The 11,226-nt window shown below is 61.1% G+C and carries 12 protein-coding genes; 9 read left to right on the forward strand and 3 right to left on the reverse strand.

The genetic code is table 11. The features are described 5' to 3' along the window. The first annotated feature begins 109 nt into the window (after window positions 1-109). From apaG to AC5PZ0_RS21260, 7 genes are all read left to right on the forward strand, one after another. Window positions 110-490: a Co2+/Mg2+ efflux facilitator ApaG/CorD gene (gene apaG / locus AC5PZ0_RS21230; protein ID WP_027594385.1), complete on the forward strand. Its 381-nt coding sequence runs from the start codon at window positions 110-112 to the stop codon at window positions 488-490. Beyond that, window positions 490-1,356, forward strand: a complete 867-nt coding sequence (locus tag AC5PZ0_RS21235; protein WP_027594384.1) for a symmetrical bis(5'-nucleosyl)-tetraphosphatase — start codon at window positions 490-492, stop codon at window positions 1,354-1,356. The genes apaG and AC5PZ0_RS21235 overlap by 1 nt, the downstream gene beginning before the upstream one ends. 14 nt (window positions 1,357-1,370) lie before the next feature. Beyond that, the gene (gene glpE, locus AC5PZ0_RS21240; protein ID WP_027594383.1) at window positions 1,371-1,700 is read left to right on the forward strand and encodes a thiosulfate sulfurtransferase GlpE; all 330 of its coding nucleotides are present in this window, start codon (window positions 1,371-1,373) and stop codon (window positions 1,698-1,700) included. A gap of 283 nt (window positions 1,701-1,983) precedes the next feature. Further along, the gene (locus AC5PZ0_RS21245) at window positions 1,984-3,906 is read left to right on the forward strand and encodes a PrkA family serine protein kinase (RefSeq protein WP_027594382.1); all 1,923 of its coding nucleotides are present in this window, start codon (window positions 1,984-1,986) and stop codon (window positions 3,904-3,906) included. Window positions 3,907-4,025: 119 nt separating this feature from the next. Then, window positions 4,026-5,297, forward strand: coding sequence for a YeaH/YhbH family protein (locus tag AC5PZ0_RS21250; RefSeq protein ID WP_027594381.1), 1,272 nt, complete (start codon window positions 4,026-4,028; stop codon window positions 5,295-5,297). Continuing rightward, a complete protein-coding gene (locus AC5PZ0_RS21255; protein WP_027594380.1) occupies window positions 5,294-6,862 on the forward strand; it encodes a SpoVR family protein in 1,569 nt (522 codons plus the stop codon). The genes AC5PZ0_RS21250 and AC5PZ0_RS21255 overlap by 4 nt, the downstream gene beginning before the upstream one ends. Window positions 6,863-6,922: 60 nt before the next feature. Continuing rightward, window positions 6,923-8,041 carry a multifunctional CCA addition/repair protein gene (locus tag AC5PZ0_RS21260; RefSeq protein ID WP_493855687.1) on the forward strand — a complete coding sequence of 373 codons (1,119 nt, stop codon included), beginning with the start codon at window positions 6,923-6,925 and terminating at the stop codon, window positions 8,039-8,041. Window positions 8,042-8,179: 138 nt separating this feature from the next. Here the strand turns inward: AC5PZ0_RS21260 and folK are convergent, their stop codons facing one another. Together folK and folB are read right to left on the reverse strand one after the other, a co-directional pair. Continuing rightward, window positions 8,180-8,689 (reverse strand): 2-amino-4-hydroxy-6-hydroxymethyldihydropteridine diphosphokinase, encoded by a 510-nt coding sequence (gene folK, locus AC5PZ0_RS21265; RefSeq protein WP_027594378.1) that lies wholly within the window; start codon window positions 8,687-8,689, stop codon window positions 8,180-8,182. Then, a complete protein-coding gene (folB, locus tag AC5PZ0_RS21270) occupies window positions 8,680-9,036 on the reverse strand; it encodes a dihydroneopterin aldolase (protein WP_033703061.1) in 357 nt (118 codons plus the stop codon). Before folB ends, folK begins: the two co-directional genes overlap by 10 nt. 74 nt (window positions 9,037-9,110) lie before the next feature. Between folB and plsY the strand changes: the two genes are divergently transcribed. Further along, complete coding sequence (gene plsY, locus AC5PZ0_RS21275; RefSeq protein ID WP_027594376.1) at window positions 9,111-9,680, forward strand: glycerol-3-phosphate 1-O-acyltransferase PlsY; 570 nt, start codon at window positions 9,111-9,113, stop codon at window positions 9,678-9,680. 6 nt (window positions 9,681-9,686) lie between these two features. Here plsY and tsaD read toward each other — a convergent pair whose 3' ends face one another. After that, window positions 9,687-10,712 (reverse strand): tRNA (adenosine(37)-N6)-threonylcarbamoyltransferase complex transferase subunit TsaD, encoded by a 1,026-nt coding sequence (gene tsaD / locus AC5PZ0_RS21280; RefSeq protein ID WP_099452716.1) that lies wholly within the window; start codon window positions 10,710-10,712, stop codon window positions 9,687-9,689. A 204-nt stretch (window positions 10,713-10,916) separates the two neighbouring features. Between tsaD and rpsU the strand changes: the two genes are divergently transcribed. Continuing rightward, a complete protein-coding gene (rpsU, locus tag AC5PZ0_RS21285) occupies window positions 10,917-11,132 on the forward strand; it encodes a 30S ribosomal protein S21 (RefSeq protein WP_003255575.1) in 216 nt (71 codons plus the stop codon). The last annotated feature ends 94 nt before the right edge of the window (window positions 11,133-11,226 follow it).

Here is an 11,226-nt window from a genome sequence, read left to right on the forward strand (position 1 = left end):
CTGCCACCCCACCCCGCCTGCACATACCTGCCCGCGACCACACCGCTGGCCCTCCCCCCCGCCAATGGCCTAGACTGCATTATTGCGTCAGTTCGCCCAAGGCCTTTGCATGTCCGATCCCCGTTACCAGATCGACGTCAGCGTCGTGACCCGTTACCTCAAAGAACAATCCGACCCCGAAAACAGTCGTTTCGCTTTCGCCTACACCATCACCGTGCAAAACAACGGTTCTGTCACAGCCAAGTTGCTGTCCCGGCACTGGCTGATCACCAACGGCGACGGTGAAGTCGAAGAAGTGCGCGGCGCCGGCGTGGTCGGCCAGCAACCTAACATCGACCCGGGCCAGAGCCACACCTACAGCAGCGGCGCGGTCATCAGCACCCGCGTGGGCACCATGCAGGGCAGCTACCAGATGTTCGCCGAAGACGGTAAACGCTTCGACGCCGAGATTGCGCCTTTCCGCCTGGCGGTACCTGGGGCCCTGCACTGATGGCAACGTACGCCGTCGGTGACCTGCAAGGCTGCCTGCAACCGCTCAAGTGCCTGCTCGAACGTGTTCGCTTCAACCCCGCCGTCGACCGCCTGTGGCTGGTCGGCGACCTGGTCAATCGTGGCCCCGAATCGCTGGAGACCCTGCGTTTCCTCTACTCGATCCGCCAGTCGCTGGTCTGCGTACTGGGCAACCATGACCTGCACCTGCTGGCCGCCTGGCACAACGTCGAACGCCTGAAAAAAAGCGACACCCTGCGCGAAATCATCGAAGCGCCGGATGCCGACCTGCTGTTCGACTGGCTGCGCCGGCAAAAACTGCTGCACTACGACGAGCCCCGCGGCATTGCCATGGTGCATGCCGGCATACCGCCACAATGGACCCTGGGCAGAGCCCTGGAGCTCGCCGCCGAAGTCGAGGAAGCACTGCGCGACGACGGCCGGCTCAAGCTTTACCTCGACGGCATGTACGGCAACGAGCCCAACAAGTGGAGCAAGAACCTCACCGGCATCGAGCGCCTGCGGGTGATCACCAACTACCTCACGCGCATGCGCTTCTGCACGCCCGAGGGCAAGCTCGACCTCAAGAGCAAGGAAGGCCTGGGCACCGCCCCCAAAGGCTACAAGCCCTGGTATGCGCACAAGGACCGCCGTTCACGCCACGTGAAGATCATCTTCGGCCATTGGGCCGCCCTTGAAGGGCGCGTCGACGAGCCCGGCATCATCGCCCTGGACACCGGTTGCGTGTGGGGCGGTGCCATGACCCTCTACAACGTCGACAGCGGTGAATACCATCGCTGTGACTGTTCCGACGACGGCACCGTACGCCCGCCGGCACAACCCACTAGAATCAACGATCAGCCCTGAAGGAAACCGTAGCCATGAGCGAATTCAAACGCATCCCTCCCGAGCAGGCTCTGGCCCTGCGCGCGCAAGGTGCGGTAGTGGTCGACATTCGCGACCCACAAGCCTTTGCCGCCGGCCACATCAGCGGCGCCACCCACCTGGACAACCATTCGGTCGCCGATTTCATCCGCAACGCCGACCTCGATGCACCGACCCTGGTGGTCTGCTACCACGGCAATTCCAGCCAGAGCGCTGCCGCCTACCTGGCGGGCCAGGGCTTTTCAGAGGTGTACAGCGTCGATGGCGGCTTTGAGCTGTGGCGCGCCACCTACCCGGCCGAGACCGCCCAAGGCGCTGCCGAATAATTTTTTCATTTTTACTGCAGCCCGCGCCCCATGCGGGCTCGCGGCTCACCTGACGAACGGTCGCGAGCAACTTCTCGGCCTCACGCCCTTGACCTTGCGTATTACCAACTATCCTTAAGCCCAGGCCATCCAAAAAAGGGGAGAGCCGGTACACCGGCGTGCGGGTCATCGGTAGCGTTTCAAGGGTGTTCTGGGGGGTATACAGCAATCGGCGAACCCGGTTGCATGCCAGCATCAGCTGACTGATCCGGCGTCGTCTCCACGTATCGAGCGAGGTGACGTCATGAGCATTTTTAGCCACTTCCAACAACGTTTCGAGTCCACCCGCCAGGAAGAACTTTCGCTGCAGGAGTACCTCGAGCTGTGCAAGCAGGATCGCAGCGCCTACGCATCGGCGGCAGAACGGCTGTTGCTGGCCATCGGCGAACCGGAGCTTGTCGACACCTCTAACAATTCCAGGCTATCGCGGATCTTCTCCAACAAGGTGATCAGGCGCTATCCGGCCTTTGAAGACTTCCATGGCATGGAAGAATGCATCGACCAGATCGTGTCGTACTTCCGCCATGCGGCGCAGGGCCTGGAAGAGAAGAAACAGATCCTTTACCTGCTGGGCCCGGTAGGTGGCGGCAAGTCGTCGCTGGCCGAAAAGCTCAAGCAACTGATGGAAAAGGTGCCCTTCTACGCCATCAAGGGCTCACCTGTATTCGAATCGCCACTGGGCTTGTTCAACGCCACCGAAGATGGGGCCATTCTCGAGGAAGAGTTTGGGATCCCACGGCGCTACCTGAACACCATCATGTCGCCCTGGGCCACCAAGCGCCTGCAGGAGTTCGGCGGCGACATCTCCAAGTTCAAAGTGGTCAAACTCTATCCGTCGATCCTCAACCAGATCGCCATTGCCAAGACCGAACCTGGCGATGAGAACAACCAGGACATCTCTGCCCTCGTCGGCAAGGTGGACATCCGCAAGCTCGAGGAATACCCACAGAACGATGCCGACGCCTACAGCTATTCGGGCGCGCTGTGCCGGGCCAACCAGGGCCTGATGGAATTCGTCGAGATGTTCAAGGCGCCGATCAAGGTCCTGCACCCACTGCTTACGGCGACCCAGGAAGGTAACTACAACAGTACCGAAGGGCTGGGGGCGATTCCCTACACCGGTATCCTGCTGGCCCACTCCAACGAATCGGAGTGGCACACGTTCCGTAACAACAAGAACAACGAAGCCTTCATCGACCGGATCTACATCGTCAAGGTGCCCTACTGCCTGCGCGTCAGTGACGAGATCAAGATCTACGACAAACTGCTGGTCAACAGCTCGCTGGCCAAGGCCCACTGTGCGCCCGACACCCTCAAGATGCTGGCCCAGTTCACCGTGCTCTCACGCCTCAAAGAGCCAGAGAACTCCAACATCTATTCGAAGATGCGCGTCTACGATGGCGAAAACCTAAAGGACACCGATCCGAAGGCCAAGTCGATCCAGGAATACCGCGACTCGGCAGGTGTCGACGAAGGCATGAACGGCCTGTCGACCCGCTTCGCGTTCAAGATCCTCTCCAAAGTCTTCAACTTCGACCCACACGAAATCGCAGCCAACCCGGTTCACCTGCTGTACGTGCTCGAACAGCAAATCGAACAGGAACAGTTCCCGGCCGAAGTGCGCGAACGCTACCTGCGCTACCTGAAGGAATACCTGGCGCCGCGCTACATCGAGTTCATCGGCAAGGAAATCCAGACCGCTTACCTGGAGTCCTACAGCGAATACGGCCAGAACATCTTCGACCGCTATGTGCTGTACGCCGACTTCTGGATCCAGGACCAGGAATACCGCGACCCGGAAACCGGCGAGATCCTCAACCGCATTGCCCTCAACGAAGAGCTGGAAAAGATCGAGAAGCCGGCCGGCATCAGCAACCCGAAAGACTTCCGCAACGAGATCGTCAACTTCGTACTGCGCGCACGCGCCAACAACAACGGCAAGAACCCGAGCTGGCTCAGCTATGAAAAGCTGCGGGTGGTGATCGAGAAGAAAATGTTCTCCAACACCGAAGACTTGCTGCCGGTCATCAGCTTCAATGCCAAGGCCAGCAAGGAAGACCAGAAGAAACACAACGACTTCGTCACCCGGATGGTGGAGCGTGGCTACACCGACAAGCAGGTTCGTCTGCTGTCGGAATGGTACCTGCGGGTCAGGAAATCGCAATAAAGCGGCAAGCTACACACCGCACGCCCAAGGCTGCAGTGCCAGCCTCGGGCGGCGGCAGCTGCTTTTACGTGCAGCTCGTAGCTTGAAGCGTGCAGCTGTTCCCAGCTACCGGAGGGACCATGAGCTACGTAATCGACCGACGCCTGAACGGCAAGAACAAGAGCACGGTCAACCGCCAGCGTTTTCTGCGGCGCTACCGTGACCACATCAAGAAGGCCGTCGAAGAGGCCGTGAGCCGCCGCTCCATCATGGACATGGAGCATGGCGAGCAAATCAGCATTCCGGGACGGGACATCGATGAACCGGTGTTGCACCACGGTCGTGGCGGCAAGCAGACCATCGTGCACCCTGGCAACAAAGAATTCACTGCCGGCGAACACATCCCCAGGCCTCAGGGGGGCGGTGGTGGTGGTGGCCGCGGCAAAGCCGGCAACTCCGGCGAGGGCATGGACGAATTCGTCTTCCAGATCACTCAGGAAGAGTTTCTCGAGTTCATGTTCGAAGACCTCGAACTGCCCAACCTGGTCAAACGTCACCTGACCGGTGCCGACACCTTCAAGACCGTACGCGCCGGTATCGCCAACGAAGGCAACCCCTCGCGCATCAACATCGTGCGCACCCTGCGTTCGGCCCATGCCCGGCGTATCGCCCTGACCGGCAGCAGCCGCGCCCTGTTGCGTGAGGCGCAGAAAGAACTCGACCGCCTGAAGGTCGAGGAACCTGACAATTTCACGGACATCCAGGAAGTCGAGCAAGAGATCGAACGCCTCAAGGCGCGCATCAACCGCCTGCCCTTCCTCGATACCTTCGACTTGAAGTACAACCTGCTGGTCAAGCAGCCCAACCCCAGTTCGAAAGCGGTGATGTTCTGCCTGATGGACGTGTCCGGCTCCATGACCCAGGCCACCAAAGACATCGCCAAGCGCTTTTTCATCCTGTTGTACCTGTTCCTCAAGCGCAATTACGACCGTATCGAAGTGGTCTTCATCCGCCACCACACCAGTGCGCGTGAAGTGGACGAAGAGGAGTTCTTCTACTCGCGGGAAACCGGCGGCACCATCGTCTCCAGCGCACTCAAGCTGATGCAGGAAATCATGGCCGAGCGCTACCCGGCCAGCGATTGGAACATCTACGCCGCGCAAGCCTCTGACGGTGACAACTGGAACGACGACTCGCCGATCTGCCGCGAGATCCTCTCCAAGCAGATCATGCCGCACGTGCAGTACTACACTTACGTTGAGATCACCCCCCGTGAGCATCAGGCGCTGTGGTACGAGTACGAGCGAATCGGCGAGGGCTTCCCCGACACGTTCGCCCAGCAGCAGTTGGTATCGGCCGGCGACATCTACCCGGTCTTCCGTGAACTCTTCCAGCGCAGGTTAGCCACATGACCGCCAGAGCTCAGAAACGCCAACCCATTTCCACCGGGTCCGAGTGGACGTTCGACCTGATCCAGACTTACGACCGGGAAATCAGTCGTCTGGCCGAGCGTTACGCCCTGGACACCTACCCCAATCAGATCGAAGTGATCACCGCCGAGCAGATGATGGATGCCTACGCCTCGGTCGGCATGCCGCTGGGTTACCACCACTGGTCCTATGGCAAACAGTTCCTCAGCACCGAAAAATCCTACAGTCGGGGCCAGATGGGCTTGGCCTACGAAATCGTGATCAACTCCGATCCGTGCATCGCCTACCTGATGGAAGAAAACACCATGTGCATGCAGGCGCTGGTGATTGCTCACGCCTGCTACGGCCATAACAGCTTCTTCAAAGGCAATTACCTGTTCCGCACCTGGACCGATGCCAGTTCGATCATCGACTACCTGGTGTTCGCCAAGCAGTACATCGCCCAATGTGAAGAGCGCCACGGCATCGATGCGGTCGAAGACCTCATCGACTCCTGCCACGCCCTGATGAACTACGGCGTCGACCGTTACAAGCGCCCCTACCCCATTTCCGCCGAAGAGGAACGGCGCCGGCAAAAAGAGCGTGAAGAGCACCTGCAGCGGCAAATCAACGACCTGTGGCGCACCATTCCCAAGGGCGCAGAAAAAGGCGGCGACCGCGATGATGCGCGCTTCCCCGCCGAACCTCAGGAAAACATCCTCTATTTCATCGAAAAACACGCCCCGCTGCTCGAGCCCTGGCAACGTGAAGTGGTGCGCATCGTGCGCAAGATCGCCCAGTATTTCTACCCGCAGCGCCAGACTCAGGTCATGAACGAAGGGTGGGCTACCTTCTGGCACTACACCCTGATGAACGACCTGTACGACGAAGGCCTGGTCACCGACGGTTTCATCATGGAGTTCCTGCAATCGCACACCAGCGTGGTGTTCCAGCCAGGCTTTGACAGCCCGTACTACAACGGCATCAACCCCTATGCGCTGGGCTTCGCGATGTACACCGACATCCGCCGGATCTGCGAAAACCCTACCGAGGAGGATCGCCACTGGTTCCCCGACATTGCCGGCAGTGACTGGCTATCGACCATCAAGTTCGCGATGAGCAGCTTCAAGGACGAAAGCTTCATCCTGCAGTACCTGTCGCCCAAGGTGATCCGCGACCTCAAGCTGTTCAGCATTCTGGACGACGACCAGCGCGATGACCTGCTGGTGCCCGCCATCCATGATGAGACCGGTTATCGGGTCATCCGCGAGCAGCTGGCGGCGCAATACAACCTGGGCAACCGCGAACCGAACGTGCAGATCTGGAGCATCGACCGGCGCGGCGACCGCTCACTGACCCTGCGCCACCAACAGCACAACCGCAAACCACTGGGCGACTCGACCGAGGAAGTGCTCAAGCACCTGCATCGCCTGTGGGGCTTCGACATCCACCTGGAGACCGTTCAGGGCGACCAGGTCATGAAGACCCACCACATGCCACCCCGCGGCGAGCACAGCGAAAGCGCCGACTATGGCCGCATGGACCTGGCCGTCATCCACCACCTCTAGCACTGCTGCCCCTGCATGACTGCCAACAGGTTATCCTGTGGGCAGTTATGGAGGCTGTACATGCACATCTACAAAGTCGGCGGCGCCGTGCGCGACCGCCTGCTCGGGCGCCCCGTCAGCGATATCGACTGGCTGGTAGTTGGCGCGACCGTCGAACAGATGCAAGCCCTGGGCTATCGCCCGGTGGGGGCTGATTTTCCGGTTTTCATCCACCCCAAAAGCGGTGAGGAATATGCCCTGGCGCGCACCGAGCGCAAGAGCGGGCGGGGGTATGGCGGGTTTACCTTCCATGCAAGCCCCGACGTCACCCTCGAAGAAGACCTGATCCGCCGCGACCTGACCATCAATGCGATGGCGGAGGATGATGCGGGCACGCTGTACGACCCCTACCACGGCAAAGAAGATCTCGACAGGCGCCTGTTACGCCACGTTTCCCCGGCATTCGCCGAAGACCCGCTGCGGGTGCTGCGGGTTGCCCGCTTTGCCGCACGCTACGCCCCCCTCGGCTTCAAGGTCGCTGACGAGACGCTGGCGCTGATGCGCCAGATCAGCGCCTCCGGCGAGCTGCAAGCGCTCACCGCTGAGCGCAGCTGGAAAGAGATCGAGCGCGCGCTGATGGAGCCGCAACCCCAGGTGTTCTTCGAGGTCTTGCACGCGTGCGACGCCTTGCAGGAGCTGCTGCCTGAGCTCAACGACAGCCCCCACGCCCTGGCAGGCCTGGAGCAGGCTGCGCTGCACGGTCAACCGCTGCACGTGCGCTGGGCTTGCCTGCTGCGCGAGTTGCAGCCGGCTGTAATCAAGGCGGTCAGCCAGCGCTTCAAGGCACCGCGCGAGTGTCAGGAGCTGGCCATGCTGGTGGGTGATTGCCTGACACACTGCAACCAGGCCTTTGAACTGGATCCTGAGGCATTGCTGGGGCTGTTGCAGAAGTTCGATGTGTACCGCCGGCCACAGCGTTTTGACGACTTCCTCAGCGCCTGCGAGATGGATGCGCGTGCGCGTCAGGGCGAGCGGGCTTATCCACAGGCTGATTACCTGCGGGGCGCAGCGGTGGCGGCGAGGGCTGTGGATGTGAAGCCGCTGGTGCAGGCTGGGCTGACCGGGCAGGCGCTTGGGGAGGCGCTGAAAGGTGAGCGGCTGAAGGCGCTTGTTGCTTACAAAAGTGGTGCAGAAGGCTGATTTATCGATTGCCTGAGCCGGCCCTTTCGCGGGTAAACCCGCTCCCACAGAGACCCCACAAAACCTGAGGGCAGCGGCGTACTTGTGGGAGCGGGTTTACCCGCGAAGAGGCCCGCTCAGGCAACAAAAGAGTTCGGATCAGGCAGGTGTCAGTTGCAACCCGCGCCACTCAAAGGCAACCGGCGCCAACACCTGATCGATCCGCGCCTCCTGCCACACCTGCGCCATCGGCTTGCCCACCCCCGGGTGCACCAGCTCTGGCGCCAGCAGCGACAATGGCCACAGCACAAACGCGTTTTTCAAAATCTCGGCCCGCGGCAGCACCAACCCATCGAACGTGCCGTGCAGATCGTCATACAGCAGCACGTCGATATCCAGCGGCAGCCCTTTACGCTCTGGCGCGTAACGGCCGTTGTCGGCTTCGATGAACTTGAGGCGGCGGTCCAGCTCCATCAACGGCAAATCGGTCTTACCGGTCACCACGAAGTTGATGAACGGCCCACTCTTGATCCCAACCGCCTGGCTTTCGAACGCTGGCGAACAGCGCATGTCGGTAAGAATGCCCGCCAAGGCATCGAGCCCGGCACACAAGTGTGCATGCCGGTCGATGTTACTGCCTAAGCCCAGGTAAACCGTGTTCAGAGACATCCGCGCTCGATCTCCACGCCAACACCGCCACGGGCAGCCGGAACCGCACCTGGCTTGGTCAGCTTCAACCGCACCCACGGAATCTGGAATTCTTCCATCAGCACCGCGACCAGGCGCTCGGCGAAGGTTTCTACCAACTCGAAGCGTGCCTGTTCGGAAAATGCCTGGATACGCGCCGAAACACTGGCGTAGTCCAGCGCCAGGCTGAGATCGTCGCCGGCCGCTGCCGGGCGGTTGTCCCAGGCAAAACTTAGGTCCAGGCGCAAGCACTGGCGAATATCCCGCTCCCAGTCATAGGCACCGATGACGGTATCGACTTCCAGGCCTTCGATGAACACTCTGTCCAAGCACTTCTCTCCACAGCACGACAAGGGCGACTGGCGCCGTTAGAATCAGGGCGTCCTCGCCCGGAATAGTTAGCATGTTTTGGTTATTGGCGCTGCTCGCCTACCTGCTCGGCTCGCTGTCCTTCGCCATTGTCCTGAGCCGCCTCTTCGGCAGCCCGGACCCCCGTGCCAGCGGTTCAGGCAATGCCGGGGCCACCAACATGCTTCGCCTGGCAGGCCGCAAGCTGGCGATCCTGACCCTGCTTGGCGACCTGTGCAAGGGCTTGTTGCCCGTATTGCTTGCCCGCGCTGCCGGCCTCGACCTGCAGGAGCAGGCCTGGGTTGGCGTGTGCGCGGTGCTGGGCCACCTGTTCCCGCTGTACTTTCGCTTCCAGGGCGGCAAGGGCGTGGCAACCGCGGCCGGCATGCTCATGGGCCTGTACTTCCCGGCGGCATTGCTGGCCATCGCTGCCTGGTTGCTGACCTTCTACCTCACACGTACCAGCTCACTGGCGGCGCTTATTGCCACGCCGCTGACCTTGCCCCTGCTCGCCTGGCGCGAACCCGAGGCATTGCTGCCGATCAGCGTGCTCACGCTGATGATCGTCTGGGGCCACCGCAACAACTTACGCGACCTGTTCGCCGGGCGTGAACGCCACTTCTGACAACTTTCAGACCGGCGGCAACTGCTCCATCGGCCAGCGCGCCTGCACGCTGATCGCCAGGTCCTGCTGCTGCCCGGCCAACAGGCGCTGGCAGCCGGCATAGGCGATCATCGCGCCGTTGTCGGTGCAGAACTGCGGGCGGGCGTAGTACACGTTGCCCTTCATGCCAGCCAGCATTTCCTCGAGCGAGGCACGCAAGGCCTTGTTGGCGCTGACACCACCGGCAATCACCAGCCGCTTCAGGCCCGTCTGCTTCAGGGCCCGCTTGCACTTGATGGTCAAAGTCTCCACCACCGCCTGCTGGAATGCCAGCGACACGTCGCAACGGGTTTGCTCACCGTCGTCGCCAGCATCACGGCACTGCTGCCAGGTATTCAGGGCGAAGGTCTTGAGGCCACTGAAGCTGAATTCCAGCCCCGGGCGATCGGTCATCGGCCGTGGGAAAACAAACCGCCCTGGCACGCCCTGCTCGGCCAGCCGCGCGATTTCCGGGCCGCCGGGGTAGTTCAGGCCGATCAGCTTGGCGGTCTTGTCGAACGCCTCACCGGCTGCGTCGTCCAGGCTTTCGCCCAACAGCTCGTACTGGCCGATGCCATCGACCCTGACCAACTGGGTATGGCCACCCGACACCAACAAAGCGACGAACGGAAACTCGGGCGGGTTTTCTTCCAGCATGGGCGCCAGAAGATGGCCTTCCATGTGGTGCACGCCAATGGCCGGGATGTCCCAGGCAAACGCCAGGGCCTGGGCGCAGGACGCGCCGACCAGCAGTGCGCCGACCAGCCCAGGACCCGCGGTGTAGGCGATGGCATCGATCTCGGTGGCGACGCAGCCAGCCTCGTCCAATACCTGGCGGATCAACGGCAGCATGCGCTTGACGTGATCGCGCGAGGCAAGCTCCGGTACCACACCGCCGAACACGCGGTGCAAGTCGATCTGGCTGAACAGCGCGTCGGCCAACAAACCGCGTTCGCTGTCATATAATGCGACGCCAGTTTCGTCGCAGGATGTTTCCAATCCCAGTACTAGCATGGGCTCGTCCCTTGTGGGGGCTGAATTCGAAGCCGCGCATGATAGTCGCCGTGTCGGGTGCCGACCAGCGGTTTTCGATCAGAGGCTTTGCATTCCGGCCAGCTAAGGGTTAACATCCGCAACCCTTGAAAACCGACGTTCTCCAGCACACCTTTGTTTTGCCAGGAGCACGTCTACCCCGGTAATGAATTAAGGTAGCCCTGGATGCCAGCCGTCAAAGTTAAAGAGAACGAACCCTTCGACGTAGCTCTGCGTCGTTTCAAGCGCTCCTGCGAAAAAGCCGGTGTACTGGCTGAAGTTCGTAGCCGCGAGTTTTACGAGAAGCCGACCGCCGAGCGTAAGCGTAAAGCAGCTGCTGCTGTTAAGCGCCACGCCAAGAAAGTTCAGCGCGAACAGCGCCGCGCCGTTCGTCTGTACTAATACAGACGTTCTACGCAAAGCTTCTGCCCTGCCCGGCTCACCGCCGGGCCGATGGCAGCGGTTGCTTCACAACTGCTTCAAACTTGGGCAGCTA

It is taken from the genome of Pseudomonas sp. 5.2 (genome assembly GCF_059025405.1).

Excerpts from the sequence above, each read along its gene's own strand:
- apaG (WP_027594385.1), top strand. The coding sequence starts at position 110 with ATGTCCGATCCCCGTTACCAGATCGACGTCAGCGTCGTGACCCGTTAC.
- AC5PZ0_RS21235 (WP_027594384.1), top strand. The coding sequence starts at position 490 with ATGGCAACGTACGCCGTCGGTGACCTGCAAGGCTGCCTGCAACCGCTC.
- glpE (WP_027594383.1), top strand. The coding sequence starts at position 1,371 with ATGAGCGAATTCAAACGCATCCCTCCCGAGCAGGCTCTGGCCCTGCGC.
- AC5PZ0_RS21245 (WP_027594382.1), top strand. The coding sequence starts at position 1,984 with ATGAGCATTTTTAGCCACTTCCAACAACGTTTCGAGTCCACCCGCCAG.
- AC5PZ0_RS21250 (WP_027594381.1), top strand. The coding sequence starts at position 4,026 with ATGAGCTACGTAATCGACCGACGCCTGAACGGCAAGAACAAGAGCACG.
- AC5PZ0_RS21255 (WP_027594380.1), top strand. The coding sequence starts at position 5,294 with ATGACCGCCAGAGCTCAGAAACGCCAACCCATTTCCACCGGGTCCGAG.
- AC5PZ0_RS21260 (WP_493855687.1), top strand. The coding sequence starts at position 6,923 with ATGCACATCTACAAAGTCGGCGGCGCCGTGCGCGACCGCCTGCTCGGG.
- folK (WP_027594378.1), bottom strand. The coding sequence starts at position 8,689 with ATGTCTCTGAACACGGTTTACCTGGGCTTAGGCAGTAACATCGACCGG.
- plsY (WP_027594376.1), top strand. The coding sequence starts at position 9,111 with ATGTTTTGGTTATTGGCGCTGCTCGCCTACCTGCTCGGCTCGCTGTCC.
- tsaD (WP_099452716.1), bottom strand. The coding sequence starts at position 10,712 with ATGCTAGTACTGGGATTGGAAACATCCTGCGACGAAACTGGCGTCGCA.
- rpsU (WP_003255575.1), top strand. The coding sequence starts at position 10,917 with ATGCCAGCCGTCAAAGTTAAAGAGAACGAACCCTTCGACGTAGCTCTG.